13 protein-coding genes are annotated in these 22,696 nt (G+C 33.9%); 9 read left to right on the top strand and 4 right to left on the bottom strand.

What is annotated here, in order from left to right; translation table 11 throughout:
* Positions 1 to 140 precede the first annotated feature (140 nt).
* The 6 genes from BC962_RS04960 to BC962_RS04985 all read left to right on the top strand — a co-directional run bounded on the left by BC962_RS04960 (position 141) and on the right by BC962_RS04985 (position 12,086).
* The gene (locus BC962_RS04960) at positions 141 to 2,879 is read left to right on the top strand and encodes a substrate-binding domain-containing protein (RefSeq protein ID WP_245984030.1); all 2,739 of its coding nucleotides are present in this window, start codon (positions 141 to 143) and stop codon (positions 2,877 to 2,879) included.
* Between the two features lie 357 nt (positions 2,880 to 3,236).
* The gene (locus BC962_RS04965; protein WP_121344764.1) at positions 3,237 to 4,553 is read left to right on the top strand and encodes a sugar porter family MFS transporter; all 1,317 of its coding nucleotides are present in this window, start codon (positions 3,237 to 3,239) and stop codon (positions 4,551 to 4,553) included.
* A gap of 10 nt (positions 4,554 to 4,563) precedes the next feature.
* Entirely contained in the window at positions 4,564 to 6,171 is a 1,608-nt protein-coding gene (locus BC962_RS04970; RefSeq protein ID WP_121344765.1) for a glycoside hydrolase family 32 protein, read from the top strand.
* Positions 6,172 to 6,182: 11 nt separating this feature from the next.
* Complete coding sequence (locus BC962_RS04975; protein WP_121344766.1) at positions 6,183 to 9,347, top strand: SusC/RagA family TonB-linked outer membrane protein; 3,165 nt, start codon at positions 6,183 to 6,185, stop codon at positions 9,345 to 9,347.
* An 11-nt stretch (positions 9,348 to 9,358) separates the two neighbouring features.
* Positions 9,359 to 11,104: a RagB/SusD family nutrient uptake outer membrane protein gene (locus tag BC962_RS04980; RefSeq protein ID WP_121344954.1), complete on the top strand. Its 1,746-nt coding sequence runs from the start codon at positions 9,359 to 9,361 to the stop codon at positions 11,102 to 11,104.
* A gap of 97 nt (positions 11,105 to 11,201) precedes the next feature.
* Entirely contained in the window at positions 11,202 to 12,086 is an 885-nt protein-coding gene (locus tag BC962_RS04985; protein WP_121344767.1) for a carbohydrate kinase family protein, read from the top strand.
* Positions 12,087 to 12,311: 225 nt separating this feature from the next.
* Here the strand turns inward: BC962_RS04985 and BC962_RS04990 are convergent, their stop codons facing one another.
* Positions 12,312 to 12,503, bottom strand: coding sequence for a helix-turn-helix transcriptional regulator (locus tag BC962_RS04990; RefSeq protein ID WP_121344768.1), 192 nt, complete (start codon positions 12,501 to 12,503; stop codon positions 12,312 to 12,314).
* Positions 12,500 to 12,913 (bottom strand): hypothetical protein, encoded by a 414-nt coding sequence (locus BC962_RS04995; RefSeq protein WP_121344769.1) that lies wholly within the window; start codon positions 12,911 to 12,913, stop codon positions 12,500 to 12,502. The genes BC962_RS04990 and BC962_RS04995 overlap by 4 nt, the downstream gene beginning before the upstream one ends.
* A 260-nt stretch (positions 12,914 to 13,173) precedes the next feature.
* Here BC962_RS04995 and BC962_RS05000 point away from each other — a divergent pair, with 260 nt between their 5' ends.
* On the top strand, positions 13,174 to 13,500 hold the full coding sequence (locus BC962_RS05000) for a YegP family protein (protein WP_121344770.1): 327 nt from the start codon (positions 13,174 to 13,176) through the stop codon (positions 13,498 to 13,500).
* 200 nt (positions 13,501 to 13,700) lie between these two features.
* Positions 13,701 to 17,705 carry a hybrid sensor histidine kinase/response regulator transcription factor gene (locus tag BC962_RS05005; RefSeq protein WP_147405616.1) on the top strand — a complete coding sequence of 1,335 codons (4,005 nt, stop codon included), beginning with the start codon at positions 13,701 to 13,703 and terminating at the stop codon, positions 17,703 to 17,705.
* 9 nt (positions 17,706 to 17,714) lie between these two features.
* Here the strand turns inward: BC962_RS05005 and BC962_RS05010 are convergent, their stop codons facing one another.
* Together BC962_RS05010 and BC962_RS05015 are read right to left on the bottom strand one after the other, a co-directional pair.
* The gene (locus tag BC962_RS05010; RefSeq protein ID WP_121344772.1) at positions 17,715 to 19,139 is read right to left on the bottom strand and encodes a TonB-dependent receptor; all 1,425 of its coding nucleotides are present in this window, start codon (positions 19,137 to 19,139) and stop codon (positions 17,715 to 17,717) included.
* 147 nt (positions 19,140 to 19,286) lie between these two features.
* Complete coding sequence (locus BC962_RS05015) at positions 19,287 to 20,825, bottom strand: SulP family inorganic anion transporter (RefSeq protein WP_121344773.1); 1,539 nt, start codon at positions 20,823 to 20,825, stop codon at positions 19,287 to 19,289.
* Positions 20,826 to 21,415: 590 nt separating this feature from the next.
* Here BC962_RS05015 and era point away from each other — a divergent pair.
* Complete coding sequence (era, locus tag BC962_RS05020; protein ID WP_121344774.1) at positions 21,416 to 22,300, top strand: GTPase Era; 885 nt, start codon at positions 21,416 to 21,418, stop codon at positions 22,298 to 22,300.
* Positions 22,301 to 22,696: the final 396 nt, after the last annotated feature.

Below are 22,696 nucleotides of genomic sequence, written 5' to 3' on the forward strand. Positions count from 1 at the left end.
TGCAATTCCTATTATTAATAAGCTTAATATTTTTAATCCAAGCTTTGATAAATGTAAGAGCAGTATTATTATTTTGGACATAGTCTTAAATTTCAGTTAAAAATATCTAATTTAGAAAACTGCCAATTCTTAAAATGATTATGGAAATTCGTGTGTCTGGTATTTTAAAATCTCTTATTGTAATATGTCTAGTATTAGCCTTTGGATGTTCAAAAAAATCTGAAACAGAAAATTACAAAATAGGCTTCTCCCAATGTATTAGCAAAGATGATTGGAGAAAAGCAATGGACCATGAAATGGAAGTTGAGGCTTCTTTATATACTGAAATAGAATTAAGTATTTTTCAAGCTCATGAGGATATAGAAGTTCAGAAGTCACAAATTGAATTCATGATAGAAAATGAATTTGATGTTATAATAATCTCGCCATTAAGACCCGAACCTTTAGTTGCATTGGTTGAAAGAGCTTACGATAAAGGCATTCCAGTAATAATTGTAGACCGAAAAATAAAATCTCAAAAATTCACAGCATTTGTGGGAGCCAATAATCTTGATGTTGGACGTAATGCTGCAAAATATATTGCATCTCTAAATGAAAAACAAAGCAATATTTTGGAAATTAAAGGTGGTGATAATTCATCCCCAGTTATAGAAAGACATTTAGGTTTTCATGAAATTGTGTATCAAGAAGCTAATATGTCTGTTGTTGAAAGTATTAGAGATAATGAAATTCAAACAAGAATACCTCAAATTATAGATTCTATAAGTGTGAATCCAATTAATTATGTGTTCGCATTTAATGATAATATTGCATACGACGCTTGGAAAATCGCAAAATCTAAAGGAGTTGAAGAATCTATTAAATTTATTGGAGTAGATGGTTTAAATGGCGAAAATAACGGTATTCAATTAGTAGAGAATGGAGTGTTGGCGGCAACTATCCTATATCCTACGGGAGGAGATGAGGCTATAAAAATAGCAATGAAAATTTTGAGAAATGAAAATGTTCTGAAGGATAATATTTTAAACACAACTGTTATTGATTTTCGGAATGCTGAAATAATGAACGATCAGTATGATAGAATTAATAAGCATCAGAAAGATATAGAGAGCCAGCAAAAGAAAATAATTGAACAAGAAGAAACATTCTCTACCCAAAGTAATATTTTAAAATTACTCGTTGGCTTATTGGTTACAAGTCTTCTATTAGCCGCATACAGTGTTTATTCGGCTAATAATATAAGGAAGAAAAAACGGAAGTTAGAATTACAGAATAAGAAGATCACCCTACAGCGAAACCAAATTAAAAAAATAGCTGAGGAGGTAAAAATAAGCAATGATGCTAAGGTGAATTTTTTTACAGGTTTATCGCACGAATTTAAAACACCAATTACCCTTATATTATCTTCTATTGAGTCGTTGAGTGAAAACAAGACAATCAAGGATAATAAGATCTTAAATGAAATAGGATTGATCTTCAATAATTCTAAACGCTTATTAAGATTAATCAATCAATTGCTTGACTTCAGAAAAATTGAAGACAGAAAATTTGTTTTAAAAGCTTCAAAAACCAATTTGATCAAGTTCTCAAAAAGAATTTTTCAGGATTTTGAAAGGGAAGCTCAAAAACGAAATATCGACTTTAAGTTTATCGCAAATAGTGAAGATCTAGAGATATACATAGATAGAAATATAATGGATAAAGTATATTTCAACTTGCTGTCCAACGCTTTTAAATTCACACCAGATAATGGGACCATTAGTATTGAAATTAAAAATGATCCTGAAAGTAATTTGGTGAATATTGTTTTTAAAGATAGTGGGATAGGTATTCCAAAACGAGATTTGCCAGAGGTGTTTAAAGCATTTTTTCAAGGTTCAAATAATAATAAAGCAGGTTCTGGTATAGGCTTGCATCTATCAAGAGAATTTATAGAGATGCACAAAGGAACTATAGAAGTAAATAGTATTCATGGAACAGAATTTACTATTAAGCTCTACAAAGGGACTTCTCATTTAAATACGGATGATATTGTTTATGAACCAGATATTATAGATCGCTCGATAATAGATTTTAATTTTGATTATGAAGATGTTGGTTTTAGGGAGATAAACCCTAAGTCTGAAGAGGAGCGCTATTCAATACTTTTAATTGAAGATCATAAAGAATTAATAAGCTTTTTGAAGAATAAATTTATTGGTGACTATGAAGTTTATATGTCTGATGGTACAGATGCAATAGAAAAAGCTTTGGAGATAATTCCAGATGTCATTATATGTGATGTTAATCTTCCAGATAAAAGCGGTTTCGAAATTTGTGAAATCTTAAAAAAGGATCTAAGAACATCCCATATTCCCACGATTATGCTCACGGCATTAAACAACAAAGAATCTTACATACAGGGACTTCAATCTGGTGCCGATCTATATTTAACCAAACCCTTTAGTTTTGCTGTTCTATCTCAATCTGTTAAAACAGTGATATATAATCGAGAAAAGCTTCGGTATTATTTTATTAATAATATTCATAAAATAAGTACAGACAATAGTTTTGGCTTATACGCTCAAGATTTTTTATCTAAAATTAATAAGATCATCAATGATAATTTAGATAATTCTAAATTATCAGTAGAAAATCTAGCAAGCGATCTAAATTTATCTCGTGTACAGTTATATAGAAAAACCAAGGCTATTTTAGGAGTTACTATTAGTGAATATATTCAAAATATACGATTAGAAAGAGCTAAATCTCTATTACAGGAAACCCAATTAAGTATTTCTGAAATTGCCTATGCAACTGGTTTTTCCTCTCCCAATTATTTCTCTACTAGTTTTAAGGGAAAATATAAAAAATCACCCAAGACTTTTAGACAGAAATAAGTCGGTTCCATTTTCCCTGTTTTCGATGCTATTTTAATAAATTATAGTCATTTTTTTTGCTAATTAATTATTATCAGCCTATAATTTTTAGAGTTACGTAATTAATCCTACTTCTTACTATCAAATTATCAAATTGAAGCAGCTCTCATGTGTATCAATTTTGAATAAAGTGCGTAACATTTTTAGAGTCTAATTTTTTGATGTGTTATAACCTAAGTTTTAAAACCCTGTAAATCAGCGGTTTGAAATATTATTAACACTGCCTTAACAATTCTATAATCTTTTGTTATAATTCTAAAGTAGCGCATAAGTCTATAGAGGTAAATTATAAATGGATTAAACTAGAAACATTTACACATGAATAAAAAAATACTAATATGGGCCATTACTGCGGCACTCGCTGGCTTCTTATTTGGATTTGATACAGTAGTGATATCAGGAGCAGAAAAGGATCTTCAATTACTTTGGGGATCGTCAGATATGTTCCATGGGATTGTAGTTATAGGAATGGCATTATGGGGAACGGTAATAGGAGCCTTTTTTGGTGGAATACCAACTAATAGGATCGGTCGTAAGAACACCTTGTTCTGGATCGGGGTTTTATATACTATTTCTGCTATAGGATCTGCTCTTTCTAATGATCCTATAACGTTTGCGATATTTAGATTTATTGGAGGTTTAGGGGTTGGGGCGTCTACAATTGCTGCACCAGCATATATTTCAGAAATAGCTCCAGCTAAAGACCGAGGCAAGTTGGTTGGCCTATATCAATTCAACATTGTTTTTGGAATTCTTGTCGCATTTCTATCCAATTACCTTTTAAATAATATAGGAGACAATGCCTGGAGATGGATGGTAGGTGTAGAAGCTATTCCAGCTGCTATCTATACCATTTTTGTTTTAACAGTTCCCAAAAGTCCAAGATGGTTATTAACTAAGTTTAGAAATAGCGATGCTAGAACTGTCCTTCAAACAATCAATCCTGGTCAAGATCCAGAAGAGCTTATGCTTGAGATAAAACATGAGATGGAAAATGTGGTTCCTAATGAAAATATTTTTTTAAAGAAATATAGGTATCCCTTACTACTTGCATTTCTAATAGCCTTTTTCAATCAATTATCAGGAATCAATGCATTGCTTTACTATGCGCCTAGAATTTTAGCCGAAGCTGGCCTTGCGGAAAGTACAGCGCTCTTAAGTAGTATAGGAGTTGGTGTTACCAACTTGCTCTTCACTTTATTAGGAATTTTTTTAATAGATAGATTAGGAAGAAAACAACTTATGTATATATGTTCCTTTGGCTATATAATCTCCCTTTCATTGGTTTCAGCATCCTTCTTTTTGAATTGGGAAGGAAGCTCCATGCCTATATTTTTATTCATGTTCATTGCATCTCATGCCATAGGACAGGGAACAGTAATTTGGGTGTTTATTTCTGAAATATTTCCAAATCATTTAAGAGGCTCCGGCCAATCCTTTGGTAGTTCTGTACACTGGATTTTAGCAGCAATTATACCCTCTTTAGTTCCGGTACTATTTTCTACAATTGGTGCAGGGATGGTCTTTTTAATCTTTGCTGTAATGATGGGATTACAACTGCTATTTGTCATTTTTATAATGCCCGAAACGAAAGGAGTGACCTTAGAGGAATTGAGTAAAAAACTAATTAAGTAAGATATACAATATGAAAAGTTTTAAAGAAGTAAATCTAGTTTTAATGTTGTTGGTTCTATCCTTCGTAATTGGATGCAAAGGTGAAAAACAAAACGAGCCAGAAAAGGAAGAATCAGTAAAAGTGTCTTATTCTGAAGAGGAACTTTACCGACCTAACTTTCACTTTACACCTAAGAAAGCGTGGATGAATGATCCTAATGGTATGTTTTATTATAATGGATATTACCACTTATACTATCAATATCATCCAGAAAGTAATGTTTGGGGGCCTATGCACTGGGGACATGCTATAAGTACAGATATGATTTCTTGGATCGAGCAGCCTATAGCACTTTATCCAGATGAGTTAGGAACTATTTTTTCTGGAAGTGCGGTGGTGGATATAGGTAACACTTCTGGCTTTGGAGAAGTAAGTAACGCTGCACCTATAGTTGCCATATATACCAACTCGAAACAATTAGAAGGTGATGATAATTGGAAACAAACCCAAAGCATTGCTTATAGTAATGACGAAGGGAAAACCTTTACAAAATTTGAGAATAATCCCGTAATAGATAATGATAAAATAAAAGATTTCAGAGACCCTAAAGTTTCTTGGGATGAAGAAAGGAATAAATGGGTAATGGTTCTCGCAGCGGGAGATAAGATAATGTTTTATGATTCTAAAGACTTAAAAAAATGGAATTTACTATCAGAGTTTGGTCAAGGAATTGGCGGGCATGGTGGAGTTTGGGAATGTCCAGATTTATTTAAACTACCAGTATTGGGAACAGATGAGTCTAAATGGGTGCTTTTTGTAAGTATTAATCCTGGAGGCCCAAATGGTGGTAGTGCAACCCAATATTTTATTGGAGATTTTGATGGTACCACCTTTACTATGGACAAGGAATTTGAATCTTCCCTAAGTAAAGAACATAATTACTGGATAGATTTTGGAAGAGATAATTATGCAGGAGTTACCTGGTCTAATGCTACTAGAAAAGACGGGAGTAAACTTATGCTTGGTTGGATGTCTAATTGGTTTTACGCTCAAAAAGTACCAACTGAAGCTTGGAGAAGTGCAATGACTATAGCTAGGGAAGTACAACTACAAAAAAATGAAAACGGATATAGGTTATTGATGAATCCTGTAAAAGAACTTTCAAACTATAGAAGTATAAAATATAAAAAAGAAAATATTGAAGTTAATACTGACACTAAACTAATAGATTCTAACGCAATCGATTTAGCTAGAGCTGAAATTAAATTTAATATTTCAAATCTAAATGAAGAAGGTTTCACCTTTAGTCTTACCAATAAAAAGGGTGATTCCTTAGCATTTGGATTCAATCACAACGATAAAAACTTTTTTGTAGATAGAAGGAAATCTGGAAAAATAGATTTTGAAGAAAGGTTTGCAGATCGTATATCTACAGCTAAACGAACCTCTCTTAATAAAGACTTATCAGGAACTATAATTATTGATAAGACATCTCTAGAAATATTCTTTGATAATGGTGAAACTGTAATGACCGAAATATTTTTCCCTAATGCACCATTTGAAAAATTAAGTATAAAACCTGAGGTCAAGGAATTTACTCTCAGCAAAATTGAAATTAACGAACTAAACTTTAACTAACTATACAAATTATGAAATTGAGCCAACTATTTTTTTTGCCCGTATTTGCTTTAATTAGCTTTTGGGCAGAAGCACAGGTTAAAGGTACTGTGACCTCACAGGAGGATGGTATGCCTTTAACCGGTGTATCCGTATTTGTATCTGGTGCAGCAACTCAAGGTGCCGCTTCAGATTTTGATGGAAATTATGTATTGAACGAGGTAGATCCAAATGCTACACTAATTTTTAGCTATGTAGGATATAAATCTCAAGAAGTACAAATTAATGGGCGTTCTATAGTAGACGTTGTAATGGAAGTGGATGCCGCTTCTCTTGAAGAAATTATTGTAACTGGATATTCCAGAGAAAGAAAGGTGGATGTAACAGGAGCGATTACTGTGGTAGATCTGGCACCAATTGAAGGTGCCAGCATGAGTTCTGGTAGTGCTGTTCAAGGATTACAAGGGCGTGTTCCTGGTGTGTTTATAGAAAAATCCGGGGATCCAACAGGATCTGGTAGTAGAGTCTTAATTCGTGGTGCTACTACCTTAGGAAATAATGATCCGTTATATGTTATAGATGGTGTTCCTACTGTAAGACAAGAAGTTTTTTCAAGTATAAATCCAAGTACAATAGAATCTGTCCAGGTGCTTAAAGATGCCTCCGCTTCTTCACTTTATGGAGCTCGTGCTGGGAATGGAGTAATTATAGTTACCACCAAAAACAGAGCAAGAGCTTTAGGTGGAGAAAAATTTCAAATCAGCATAAATTCAAACATTTCTGTTCTTTCTGAAAAAAAACAACGCTATGATATGCTTAATGCAGTTCAAAGAGGAGAGGCATTATGGCAAGCATCGGTAAATGACGGTGCAGATCCAAATGGAGGTTATGGTGAAATTTATGACTTCGATTGGAATGGAGATTTTAATAATCCCATATTAAATAGTGTAACTGTGCAACCTTTTGTTGGAGGAGATCCTAATGTTCCTGCCGGAGATACAGATTGGCAAGATGAAACTTATGAAACTGGTTATGTTTATAACAATGAAATCTCAGTTTCTGGAGGTACAGATAACTCTTTTCACCTAATTAACTTAGGTCATTTAAGAAATACAGGGATTTTAAAAAACACGGGTTACGAAAGAATTTCTGCGAAGTTGAACTCCAATTTTAATCTATTTGATAATAGATTAAGAGTAGGGGTGAATACACAAATGTATACATCCGATGAAACTTTGGCTTCTCCTGATGTTGGTAGTGCACCAACCCCTGGTTTAGCAATCTCTTTAGCTCCTACCTTACCGGTTTATGATGCTAATGGAGACTTTGCAGGTCCTTTAGGTGCTGGATATTCAGATAGAAATAACCCTGTATTAATTCAATATATAAATCGTTGGGATAATACAGATAGAACCACTGTTTTTGGTAACGTGTGGGGAGAATTTGATATTATAGAAAATCTAACTTTTAGAACTAGCTTAGGTCTGGATTTTAGCGATTTCAAAAGAAAGGATATAGACACCAGAGTTAATAATGGGTTTATAACTAGAGCTAACAATAGGCTTATCCAAAACACAAATAAGTTCACCAGTTTAATATTCACAAATACTTTAAACTATCAGTTGGAGCTTGATGATAAACATAAAATCGGTGTTTTATTAGGTACCGAGGCCATTAAAGATGATTATGAAAGTGTGAATGCACAGGCAGATGGTTTTGCGGTGGAAACAGAAGATTTCTTTCAGTTGGATGCTGCAACTGGAGCTAAGACCAATACAGGTTCTTCTACAGGAAGCCGATTATTATCTCAATTTGCAAAAGTGAATTATGGCTATGAAAACAAATATTTAGCCTCTTTCACTCTACGTCGTGATGGATCTTCAAGATTTGGTCCAGAGAATAGATATGGTGTATTTCCAGCTGCAACTGTAGGTTGGAGAATTAGCAATGAAGAATTTTGGAAGGATAATGATGTTGTAAATTCTTTAAAATTTAGAGCGGGTTATGGAGAAGTTGGTAATCAATCTATTGGAGATGTAGCCCGTTTTGGTTTGTTTGAATCCAGATATGGACAAAACCAATTACAAGCAACAGGAGATACTTTCTTTTTCAATACCTTTTATAATGTTGGAACTGCTTATGATCTAAATGGTGTAAATACAGGTAATTTACCTTCTGGATTTGTATCTATTCAAGCTGCGAATTCGGGATTAAAATGGGAAACTACAAAAGAAATTAATCTTGGTTTAGATTTCACCTTATTTAATAACGCCTTGGTTGGGTCTTTTGATTATTTCACAAGAGAAACCTCAGATATATTAACTGTTCCACCAATAGCATCGGCAATTGGTGAAGGCCAACTGCGTACTTTAAATGGGGCAACTACCGAAACAAGAGGATGGGAATTAGCATTGAATTATTCTAAAACCTTAAGTGAAGATTTTTCTTTTACAGTAGCAACAACTTTTGGTTCCTTTAAAGATGAGATCACCGAGTTGCCAGATGAAGTTGTTTCTGCTTTCCCTGGAACCATTGAAAATTCAATTATTGGTCATTCTCAGTTCTCCATTTTTGGGTACAGAACAGCAGGATTATTTCAAAGTCAAGCCGACATAGATTCGAGCCCTACACAAGTAGCGGCTAGACCAGGCGGATTAAAATTCCAGGATTTAGACGGTAATGGAAGTATAGGTCCAGAAGACCGAGATTTTATTGGGACTACCTTGCCAGATTTAGAATATGGGGTGAGGATTGATCTGGCCTACAAAAACTTTGATCTGTCAATGTTTGGCTCTGGTGTTGCGGGAAGGATAGGACAAGATCCTTATATCTTTTGGAATAATTTTGTGCAAGGAAGAGAAAATGCCGGGTTAGGTGTTTTAAATGCATGGACACCAGATAATACAGGATCAAATATTCCATCTGCTTCCCTTGCATTTAATGATTTAAGAACTTCAGATTATTTATATAGAAAAAACTCTTATTTCAAATTAAGAAATCTTCAATTTGGTTATTCCCTTCCAGAAGAGCTAGTAAATCAATGGGCAGGAATGTCAAGCCTTAGAGTTTATTTTCAAGGAGAGAACTTGTTTTGGTTTACTCCAAATGACTACATAGGTTCAGATCCGGAACGTACAGATGTGAACAGGATCCCTGTACCAACAGTGCTTTCATTAGGACTAAACATTAACTTTTAAAAATGGCAAACATGAAAAATATAAAATTATTAGTAATAGGGATTATGGCGACATTTTTATTGGTTGCATGTTCCAATGACTTTTTAGAATACGAGCCAGAAGGCGTGTTATCTAGCGAAAATGTAGCAACAGCAGAAAATGCAGAAGCCTTAGTGGTTGCTGCTTATGCTGGAATAGCTAATGATGATATGGTTGGACCATTAACCAGCATGTGGGTTTATGGGAGTGTCCGGTCTGATGATGCCTATAAAGGCGGCGGAGGTCGTGGTGATGTGGATGTAGTAGACAGGTATGAGCAATACAATTTAACCATTGCCGATGATCCTCTAGATTGGATGGCACCAAGGACCTGGACTAATTACTATGCAGCTATTTCCAGAGCAAATTTTGCTTTAGATGTTATTAATCAGATTCCTGATGCAGATTATGCAGATAAAACAGTGAGACAAGCAGAACTGAGGTTTTTAAGAGCCCATTCTCATTTTGTGTTAAAGTTGTTGTTTAAGAAGATACCTTATATCACAGAAGGTTTATCACAGGATGAAATTTTAGAGGTTTCAAATGTTATAGATAATGATGTTCTATGGGATAAAATCGCAGACGATTTCTTATTTGCATATAATAATTTGCCGCAAGCACAAGATCAGGTAGGAAGAGCAGATAAAAATGCGGCAGCGGCATACTTGGCCAAATTACGCTTGTACCAAGCATACGAACAAAATGATACACATCAAGTAACCAATATTAATATGTCTCGTTTGCAGGAAGTGGTAGATTACGCAAATGAAGTTTCTGGGGCACTAGAATCAGATTACGGGAATAATTACCTAAATGGTTTTGATAATGGTCCGGAATCTATTTGGGCAGCCCAGTTTTCCATTAATGATGGGACCACAGTTGGTAGGGTGAGTTTTGTGACTGGATTAAATTCCCCACATGGAACCCCTTTGTATGGATGCTGCGGATTTCACTTGGCTAGTCAGAACATGGTGAATGCTTTTAAAACCAATAGTGATGGTTTACCGTTTTTAGACACTTTTAATGATAGCAATATATTTAATACGGTAAATGAGGATGGTGAAACGCCACTATCTGCGGGGATCACTTTAGATCCTAGAATAGATCATACGGTTGGAATTCCTGGTCGTCCATTTAAATACCGTAATACTGTTTCCACTCCTGGCGACATGATCTATAAGTTTAGTTGGGCAAGAGATCCGGGTGTTTATGGCTATTTTGGAAACATGAAAGAGCAGCAAGCACCAGATTGTTCCTGTTATGTAAAAGAAGGACCATTTGTAGGAACTTCTAAAAATATAGAATTTATTAGATATGCCGATGTGCTTTTATTTAAAGCAGAGGCTTTAATTCAAATGGGACAAGTAGATCAAGGCTTAGATATTATTAATCAAATTAGAGCTCGTGCTGCAGCAAGTACTCAAAGACAGCTAGATGCAGGAGCTACAGATCTTTATAAAATGGGAATGTATTCCTTAGGAATGACGCAGCCGGAAGCTTTTAAAGCTTTAATGTTTGAAAGACGTTTAGAGTTTGGAATGGAAGGGCCTAGATTTTTCGATCTAGTTAGATGGGGAATGGCAGAGCCTGTTCTTAATGCATATTTAGCTGTTGAAAAAACTAGAAAAGATTTCCTTGCCAATGCTCAGTTTACAGCTGGACGTGATGAATATTACCCTATACCGCAAAGAGAAATTGATTTTACTGGTGGGTTGTATAGCCAAAACCCTGGATATTAAGTTAAATCATGAAGTTTAGTGAATTTTTGAATTAGTTTTTTTATTTTAAGAGAGGGTTAATTAAGCCCTCTCTTTTTTATATTTTAAATGAATAAGTATGTCTAATGTTGTTTGTTTCGGAGAAGTATTATGGGATGTGTTCCCTACACACAAGAAAATTGGTGGGGCTCCATTAAATGTAGCCTTACGAACTCAATCATTTAACAACGAAGTTGCTATGATTAGTAGTGTTGGTAATGATAAGCGAGGTAAAATGCTTTTAGAATTCATCTCTCAAAATGGTGTGAATATAGATCACATCCAAGTAAATGAAAAGTTTAAAACCGGAAAGGTTAAAGTGATGCTTAATGAAAAGGGATCGGCTTCTTATGATATTGATTTCCCTAGGGCTTGGGATAATATTGTAGTTACCGAAAAAGCAATCGATCTGGTTGAAAAATCTGATGCCTTTGTTTATGGAAGTTTAGTAGCAAGGAATGATGTTTCCAAGAACACCTTATTTACTCTTTTAGAGCATGCTAATTATAATGTTTTCGATCTAAATCTTCGCTCTCCTTATTATACAAAAGAGGTATTAATTCATTTAATGAATAAAGCAGATTTTATTAAATTTAATGATGATGAGTTGTTCGAGGTTAGTGTTTATCTAGATTCCAAATACCGCTCTATGGAGCAAAACATAAGCTATATAGCAGAAAAGACAAATACTAAGCACATTTGTGTAACTAAAGGTCATCATGGAGCTGTGCTTCTTTACGATGATAAATTTTATTATAATAGTGGCTATTTAATAAAAGTTGTAGATACTGTTGGTGCGGGAGATTCCTTTTTGGGATCATTAATTAGTCAATTACTAAACAAGATAGATCCACAGGAAGCAATAGAATTTGCTTGCGCTGTCGGGGCATTAGTAGCACAAAATGAAGGTGCTAATCCTAAATTATTACCCGCAGATATAGATGCATTTATTAATCCAGTTTAATATGGTAAATATGTTATAGAATTATATTAATAAGTTAGCATTATATCAGCTTTGGTTTTTTTTCATTTCATGAAATCACTCTTAGCTTTGGCAAATTAAATCTTAGGTGTTGGTGAAATACTTGTATTTAGAAATGCTTTTATTTGTAGCAGTTACAACTACGTAAAACCCTTTCAGGAAACTGAAAGGGTTTTTTGATTATGTGAATTTACTGAAAATAAAGACCTATTCATTCTGAAAAATTTCTTCGATACTCATATTGAATAATTTGGAAATTTTAAAGGCTAATGGTAAACTCGGATCAAATTTTCCTTTTTCAATAGCATTGATGGTTTGTCTGGAAACATCCACCTTTTCGGCAAGCTGCTGTTGAGTTAGCTCGTGTTCTGCTCTTAGTATTTTTATCTTGTTTTTCATCGGTATCTTGAAGTTCCAATTAATACTCCAGCAAAATAGGTGATCCCAATAAGGATCACCAAATGGGAGATCTCTGCATTATAACTAATAAGATTGGTTTGATCTAAAGAAGAATAAGCAAGGCCGGCCACTACAGCTAATCCAAGCGCGATTCCCATAGCTTCTAATTGGATCTTACGTTGTAGCTCATCTAAGCCTTTAAGATGTTTTATATTGGCGAGGATCATTCCTATCCCTACTAAGAAATTTAATAGAATTGCTAATCCGCTTAGAAGGCTATTTCCTTCCCATAGAAATAAAGATCCAAAACTGCTTATTGCCATAGTTACTAACCAAGCTCCAGTCCATAATGCCAAATTAATAGTATTCTTTTTTGTGAGCTCTGCTCGCGGTTTTGATTTTTCTTTCATGATAAATATAATTTTAATGTAAAGTTTGTTTTACAAATATAAACCTAAAATTGAATTATGGAAAGTTTTAGTTACAAAAAGTAAATAAAACTTTACTTTTTGATTGTTTTTACTAGTTTAAACGAGCACTAGAATTAGTTTTAATGTATCTAAGAAAATCAGATTATGAGTAGACATGGAGCTTTTAAGCTTGATCTCTATAAAAATTTTTGAATAAAGAGTAGGAATTTCATAAATTTAAATCCAACTAAAACTTAATTATGGGAAAATTTGAGATCAAAAAAGACAAGGCAGGAGAATTTAGATTTAATTTAAAAGCCAGCAATGGCCAGATTATTTTAAGTAGTGAAGGCTATAAAGCTAAACCATCATGTATGAATGGAATAGAATCTGTTAAAAAGAATTCACAAAAGGATTCTAATTTCGAAAGAAAAGATGCTAATGGAAAGTATCGTTTCAACTTAAAATCTACAAATAGCCAAGTTATCGGTACTAGTGAGTCTTATACTTCTTCTGCGGCTATGGAAAATGGAATTGCTTCAGTAATGAAAAATGCCCCTGAAGCAGATGTAGTGGATAATAGTTAATATTTAATTGCAATACATAAATACACCACCTTTATTAAGGTGGTTTTTTTTTATTTCAACAAAATTATAAATTTTTAAATATTAGAGATTTATCGGTTAATAACCTCTTGATAAATCACTTTTAATTATCTTCTAAACAGTGATTTATATCTAGTCTTATCATTAAATTGTTTGCATTAACAACAATAAATATTTAAGATTTGGGGCACACTAAATTGAAAATATTTCTTGCCAGTTCACTTATTTTATTGGGGAATGCAATAAGTGATTGCATGGCGCAGGAAGTAGTAGGAATAGAAAAACTTACCGAGGTAAATGGAAGTTTTCAGAAGATAAATGAAATTCAGCAAGATAGTATTGGCAATCTTTGGATCGCTTCAGACGATCATGTGCAACGCTATAATTCCTTCTTTTCAGAATTTTATTCGCAATTTAAAGGGATGCCCGAAAATGCAGGGCAAATAAATACGTTATTTATAGATTCCCAAAACCGAATTTGGACTGGGACAGAGAACGGATTATATCTCTATGATCCTGAAAAAAATACTTTTTTAGCTATTCCTTCGGAAAGAGCTAATCTACAAACGAATGTACAACAGATAGCCGAAGATGAATTAGGGAAAATTTGGGTTGGCTCTACAAATGGGATCTGGAACTATACCAACGGTCAAATTGTGCTTATTTCTCCATTTCCTTCAAAGCAGTCTGTACATGATCTGGCTCCTGTGAATGATAGAATCGTGTTTGGAACTTCAAAAGGATTGTTCAGTTTAAATAAAAATAGCGGGCAGTATAAAAAAATTCCACTTTTAAGTTATAAAGATTTTAATATAAAAAGTATTCTCTTCACCGGAGAGTTCTATTTAATAGGCACCCAAGAAAACGGACTTTATAAAACAGATAAGAATTTTAGCAATCCAGAAAAAGTTTATAGTCTTCCATATTCCACTCAAAAAACTGCTATCGCAGATATTTCTATAGATAAACTGGGGAATGTTTATTTAGCTTCTAATGGAGATGGCTTATTGATCTTAAATAAAAATCTACAACTGGCCTCTCACTATTTACAGCAAGAAAATAACAATCTTTCTTTATCTGATAATAGTTTGAATGGTTTGTTTCTGGATAAACACAATACCCTTTGGGTTTCCACGGAATCTGGACAGATTAACTCCATCAATTTAAAACAGAACAATTTTGAATTTTTGCGTCATGACCCTAAAAAATATAGCAGCCTTGCAGATAATTTTACAACTGCTATAGAACAAGATAAGAATGGGAATGTATGGTTTGGAACTAGGCAAGGTTTAAGCGTTTGGAATAGGCGTTCAGATTCTTGGCAGCATTTAAAAAACCTTTCATTTAAGTATCAAAGCAAAATTCCAGATGTTATTAAAGATCTGCAATCAGATGATATGCATATGTGGGTTGCGACTTTTAATGATGGACTTTACAAGATCAATATCAATACATTTTTAAGAGCTCAATATTCTACAGATGCCCTACATAAAACCGGGCTTCAAAAAGTGAATGCTTTATTAGTAGACACCAATAAAAATGTCTGGGCTGGCGGCGAAGATGGGAATCTAACTAGGATTAGCCCAAATAACGAGATTAAAAGTTTCTCTTTACAAGGCATAAGTGCAATGGCTCAATTGGCGAATGGGAATGTGTTAGCCGCTGGAAAGAATGGGGTGTTTAATATTCATACGGGAGCAAATACATTTCAGCCCATCACGAAACTGGACCCGAATACTAAAAATCTGCCTTATTTTAATATCAATACAATTAATGAAACCTTATCTGGAGAAATAGTGTTGGCAACAGAGGGAGCAGGAATTGTTATTTATAATCCTGAAACTGGTTCTGTAAAAGTGATCAATGTAAAATCTGGATTACCTTCCAATAGAATTCAAGGTTTGTTGATCTATGGTAGGAATGAAATTTGGGCAGGAACCAATAAAGGCTTAGTGAATTTTGTAATAGAGGATGATCCAACAATTCGAGTTTTCGATAAAGATGACGGATTATTAAGCGCCGTATTTACGAGAGGAAGCTTTGCACAATTAGAAAATAAACTGGCATTTGGAACCTTAAAAGGCGTAAGTGTTTTTAATCCGATTAAATTAAAAAGCAAACCGGAAACTGTTCCTAATATCTTGTTCGGTTCATTAGATGTGAGGTCTAAGAAGAAAAGAACAAAGTCTTTGGCTAATTTTAGCTCTGGTAAGAATTTAAAGTTAGAGACATATGAGAACTCTTTTCATATAAAATTCTACGGAATGACTCCTGGAGATTATTCTCAATTGGCCTATTCCTGGAAGCTGGAAGGTTTGGATACAGAATGGTCTGAACCAAGCACTATAAATGAAGCAAATTATGCAAACCTTGCTCCAGGAAATTACACATTTTTAGTGAAAGCTAAAAAGGCAAATGGACCATGGAGCTCTGTAAAGGAAATTTCAATGAATATTGCAGCTCCTTGGTGGGCATCTCCAAGCGCATATATCATCTTCGGAATAATATTATTGGCACTTATAGGGCTTCCGTTCTATCTTTTCAGAATATATAAAAAGAAAGAAAACAAAGCTGCACGATCTAAATTTTACAGCAATCTGAATCAGGAGATCGGCACGCCGTTGAATATTATACTAACCTCTTTAGATTCTATTGCTGAAGAAGAGTCTAAAGCGAAACATCGTTTAAAGAATACGGTTAATAGACTTAGGGTATTATTAGAGCCTATTTTAAATTTTCAAACTTCAAACTTTAGCAAGTTTAATGCTGATCCCGTGATCTCTAAAATTACCCTTGATACTTATTTTGATGAATTGATCAAGGATTTTGAGCCGCTGCTTCGCCAAAAACAATTGGAGATCATTGTAAATAACCAATGGAGCCAGAAATTCTTTTATTATGATGCAGATAATTTGAATAAGATCTTTTTTAATCTTATTTCTAGTGCTATCAAATATTCTTTTGAAAATGGTAAAATAATCATCAACCTAATTGGCACAAATAAGGGAGATCTTAAAATACAAGTTGCAGATAATGGTTTAGGATTGCCAAGAGAAGATCAAAAGTTGATTAAAGATTACTACAGAAGCTCTAGAAATAGGCTAGTGACAGAAAATTCTGAGCATAATAACTTATTATATGTTAAAGATTTTATAGATAAACTTGGTGGAACCATCGTCTTTGAAAGCAGCAAAAATCAAGGAACAACATTTACTATGATCCTAAAAAATCATAATGATAACGAGATAGTTAAGGCAACTAAAACTTTAGAGATAAAGGAGAAACAACAGCAGGTAATGGTTTCTGAAGAAGAGTCAGAAGTGGAGGCTACTCCAGATTTAAAAACTGTTTCTTTTAATAAAAATATTGAGGTTAGTGAGAGTTCTGATTGGGAATTAGAATCAAGAAATAAGATCACTTCAGAAGAGATCCGGATCCTGATAGTGGAGAATAATGAGGAACTTAGAAATGTATTTGTTCGAACCTTCAAGAAATTGGGTGAAGTTTTCTATGCTAAAAATGGTTTGGAGGCTTATGAGATTGCGAGTAGGATTATACCAAATGCAATTATAAGCAACTTTGAAATGCCGGGAATGGATGGGATCACTTTTTATAATGCGATCAAGGAAAATTCAGACTTAAAAAATGTTCCTGTATTTATGATGCTTACGCAGGAAGAAAGAACGGAATTAATTATAGAGGAGCCATTAGGATCACTACAACTAATTGAGAAACCAATAAACTTAGAGATTTTACTGGAAATAGTTGAGGAGAAAACAAGCCTTTCTAGTTCTCAGCCCTTCGTAAATACCAAGCTAAGTGAACGTAACAGCAATTTGCTGAAAGGAGGTTTGGATGATAAATTTATCACCAATCTAGAAGCAATTATCCTTCAAAATATACAGGATAGTAGTTTTACTGTAGAAGATCTAAGCAAAGCTGTTGGAATGTCTAGTAATTCCTTCTATTTAAAACTGAAAAAATCTAACGGGCTTACTCCATTAGATTTTATTAATAGAACCAAGTTGGCATATGCTAGATCGCTTATTAATAATGGAGAGTCAGATCTTTCTGCAGTAGCCAGACAGTCTGGTTTTCAGAATAAAGATATTTTCTTTTCTTCCTTTAAAAAGCATTTTGGTTTTATGCCTGGGACAATAATTCAAAAAAATGAATCTAGGGAATAATTGAAGTTATTATCTAAATAGATTTTTTTCTTTAATGAGTTGGGTGGTGCTCTCTGGTAACATGTTTTCCCAGCCAGTTTTACCATCCACGATAAGTTGGTATACTTCTCTGGAATTAATGTCTAGTGTAGAGGGATCATAATCTGTTATGTCTACAACTTTTCCATTATCCTTAAAGAATTTATACAACTCCTTCATTCGTGGGTGTACTTTTAGGTTCTCACTTGTAATTATTTCTCCTGTTTCAGGGTCTTTAAGAGGATATAGATAAACCTTTAGATCTTTGAAAAATAATTTCCCGAATGCCTCTAAAATACCGCCACTTAGATGCCTGTAATATCTTTCGTCAAAAATATCTACAAAGGTATTAACTCCCATGGTTAGTCCCATGCGTTCTGAGGTATGTTGTGCGAAATATTCTACTACTTTGTAGTATTCTTGAAAATTAGAGATCATTACCGTTTGCCCAAGCGAGCAAAGTAATTGAGCCCTATCCATAAAATCTTTTTCATCTATTTCTCCTTCTGCTCTAAGATTGGAAAGCGTCATTTCAAAGATCACCATTACCTTATCCTCATTCACCTTATTTTCTTTCAGAAAAAGTTTTAAAGATTTTTCATACATACTCATATTCACCTTGGTAACTGGTCTAAAACTACCACGCAGGGTTAAAATATTACGTTTATATAAAACATTGGCAGGAAGAATATTGTGTCCATCTGGCGCAAACATCACGGCATCTGTCATTCCGTTTTTAACCAATTGTAAACTCATCAATCTATTGTCTACATTTTCAAAAACAGGACCGGTAAAATTAATGGTGTCTATTTCGATCTGATCTTTATCCAACTGATCATATAAATGCATCAACAGGTTTTTTGGATCATCATGAAGATAATAGGCGCCATGAATTAAATTCACTCCCATGGTTCCTATGGTTATTTGCTGAAGTACAGCTAAGGTTTCATGAAACTGAACATGTAATATGATCTCACTATATTCTTCTTCTGGCTGGGTTTGAAAACGGATTCCCATCCAGCCATGCCCTTTGTATTTTTTAGCAAAATCTATAGTGGTTACTGTGTTTGCGTAGCTAAAGAAAAGTTTGTCTGGATGCTTTTCTCTAGAGATCCTATTTTCAATAAGACCAGTTTCAAAAGAAAGAATGCTTTTTAACCGGTTTTCGGTAACATATCTTCCATCATCTTCAATACCATAAATGGCATCGCTAAAATCCTTATCGTAAGCGCTTATTGTTTTGGCAATGGTACCCGAAGCATCTCCAACCCTAAAAAAATTACGAACCGTTTCTTGACCTGCACCTATTTCGGCAAAAGTTCCGTAGATATTTTCATTAAGATTTATTCTAAGACATTTATTTTCTATAGAAAGGGTGCTTTCAAGCTCTTTATCACCTTTTACGCTTACAGGCATATTTTTTAATTTTAAAATTGGCAGTCTAAATTTAAGAATAATCTAGCTCTTAAGCTGTGCATTTATAGAAGGGTTTAACATAAGGGTGAAAATATAAAAGTCTCTTGAAATTATTTTCAAGAGACTTTTATATGAGATGTGAGTCATTTAAACTTTATCTACAACGACCTTGTAACTTGGATCTTCCATAATATTAACATCAATGATCGCTTCCGCATTTTTTAATAAAACAATACAATCATTGCTTAAGTGTCTAAGATGTACTTTTTTACCTAGTTTATGATAACGGTGAGTAACCACGTTTAAAGCTTCAATAGCCGACATATCTGAAACTCGACAATCTTTAAAATCTATAATTACTTCATCTGGATCGCTCGCAACATCAAATTTTTCAATAAAGGCAGTGGTGGATGCAAAAAAGAGCGGGCCATATATTTCATAATGTTTTACTCCATTAGCATCAATATGTTTTCTGGCTCTAATTCTTTTAGCACTTTCCCAGGCAAAGAACAATGCAGAAAGGATTACTCCCACTAGAACTGCTAAAGCTAAATTATGTAATAGCACGGTGATCGTAGCAACAATTAAAACTAGGAAAACATCTTTTTTAGGTACTCTATTAATAATTTTAAAACTTGCCCATTCAAAAGTTCCAATTGCAACCATGATCATAACTCCTACAAGAGCTGCCATTGGTAATTGTTCTATTATTGGAGCGCCAAATAAAATGATCACAAGAATTGTAAGGGAAGCAACAATTCCTGCCAAACGTGCTCTTGAACCAGCCGATAGGTTAACTAAAGTTTGTGCGATCATCGGGCAGCCTCCCATTCCAAAGAAAAAGCCATTTAAGATATTTGAGCTTCCTTGAGCTATACATTCTCTGTTTCCGTTTCCTTTAGTTTCTGTGATCTCATCTACCAAGTTTAAAGTAAGTAAACCTTCAGTTAATCCTACAGCGGCCATGATCATTGAATATGGTGCAATCAATTTTAAAGTTTCCCAGCTAATTGGAATATTAGGAATATGAAAAGGAGGAAAACCACCACTAACCGAGGCGATATCTTTTACTGTTTTAGTATCTATTCCTAGAAAATAAACCAAAATAAATACTACGATAATAGCAACTAATGAAGAAGGGACCGCTTTGGTTATTTTCGGCAATAAGACCACAATGGCTATTGTTAAGGCTACTAAGCCAGCCATTATAAGCATAGGATTTCCGGTAAGCCAAACCATATCGCCATTAACTACCGTTTTAAATTGGTCTAATTGAGACATGAATATAATGATAGCCAAGCCGTTTACAAATCCAAACATTACCGGATGAGGTACTAAACGAATGAATTTTCCAAGCTTAAAAACCCCGATTAAAATTTGAATAACCCCTGCCAAAGCAACAGCAGCTAGAACATATTCTAAACCATCGGAATTCATTAAAGCAATTAATACAATGACCGTTGCGCCAGCTCCACCAGAGATCATTCCTGGTCTTCCACCAAATATAGCGGTAACCAAACCAGCTATAAAAGAAGCATATAATCCCATTAAAGGAGGGAATCCGGCTAATATTGCGAACGATAAAGATTCTGGAATCATCGTCATAGCAACAGTTAGGCCCGCCAAAACTTCGGTCTTGTAATTCACTTTTTGCGAAAAATCGAAAAGGTTAAAAATTTTTGTCATTAAATGTGTCTAAAAACTATGCGGGAATAGTAATGATTAAATATTTCAAAATTATTTTCTTTGGACTACTGCTAATTGCTTCATAATTAAAAGCTTAGCTCTAAAACACCTAAGAATCGGCAAAAATATCGATTTTAATTTAAATCTTACTTGGAAAGCTGTTTAAATGTAAAGTATTAGATTCTTCACTTCGCGTCTCTCATTCAGAATCACCTTTTATTGCGTTGTCATCCTGAGCCTGTTGAAGGATCTCAGTGAAATTGTATCTTTCTTGAGGTACTTTTGACTGCCACGAATTCACGAATAATTTTTTAAAAGTTCACTTCGAGTGGAGTCGAGAAGTTTTTAATGTGAAGAACTGATTTCTTTTGAAATTTTTCACTTCGTTTCTCTCATTCAGAATGACATTTTAGCATGGTCATCCTGAGCCTGTCGAAGAATCTCTTTTAATCCCAGATGCTGGTACTTTGTGGTTCTTAACCTCACTCATTTTGAATGACACTTCTGTTCTTAAAATCCTCAAACTTAGAAAGGCTTAAAAAGTTAGGAATGACTTGTTAAATAAAATATCTTTGCAAAAAATCTTTCTTATGGCACATAAAGCTGGTTTTGTAAATATTATTGGAAATCCAAATGTTGGTAAGTCCACATTAATGAATGCTTTTGTAGGTGAAAAATTATCTATTATCACCTCTAAAGCGCAAACAACCAGACACCGTATTCTGGGGATTGTTAATGGAGAAGATTTTCAGGCGATCTTAAGTGATACTCCCGGAATTATTAAACCAGCTTACGATCTTCAACAATCTATGATGGATTTCGTGAAATCTGCTTTTGAAGACGCAGATATCCTAATCTATATGGTAGAGATAGGGGAACAGGAACTAAAGGATGAAGCTTTCTTTAAAAAGATCACCAATGCCACGATTCCTGTGTTGTTATTACTGAATAAAATAGATATTTCCAATCAAGGAGTATTAGAAGAGCAAGTAGCTCATTGGACTGCCAAAGTACCGAATGCCGAGATCTATCCTATTTCTGCTTTGCAAGGATTTAATGTAGCTCAGGTATTTAATAGAGTAGTAGAGTTATTACCAGAATCTCCAGCATTCTATCCTAAAGACACTTTAACAGATAAGCCCGAGCGTTTCTTTGTAAATGAGATCATTCGTGAAAAGATCTTAATGCATTATAAAAAGGAGATTCCCTATTCTGTAGAGATAGATACTGAAGAATTTTTTGAGGATGAAGAGATCATTAGAATGCGAAGCATTATCATGGTAGAGCGTGAAACTCAAAAAGGGATCATTATTGGTCATAAAGGAACTGCCTTAAAAAGAGTAGGAGTAGAGGCAAGAAAAGATCTAGAGAAATTCTTTGGAAAACAAGTACACTTGGAGTTATATGTAAAGGTGAATAAGAACTGGCGTAATGATTCTAAGCAACTAAAAAGATTTGGGTATAATAAGAAATAATTAATATCCTTTAATAAAAGAAAACCCCACAATAATTAATTATTGTGGGGTTTTCTTTTATTAAACATTTACACTTTATCTATTTTTTAGGTATTTCATCGAAAATTCTTACTGGATTATTCCTACATTTTCACCTGAAAGCCTTTATTTCAATCCTTTAAAAGCAATTTTCTTACAAAAAAAGGGGGTTTTTCCCCTGTAAAAACTGCTATAGCTTTATCCAGATTAACATATATTTGTTAAAAATTATAATAATTTTAAGTTAATTCGTCAGTTATTTTCACTTTTTGAAGTTGGCGTTAATTTTTTAATAATGTTCCCCCGGTAATGAATATTTTAATATATGCTAAAGTACAAGACTATTTAAATCGATTAGAGGAGAAGTCCTATTCTATT

It is taken from the genome of Gillisia mitskevichiae (genome assembly GCF_003634585.1).
Lineage (GTDB): Bacteria > Bacteroidota > Bacteroidia > Flavobacteriales > Flavobacteriaceae > Gillisia > Gillisia mitskevichiae.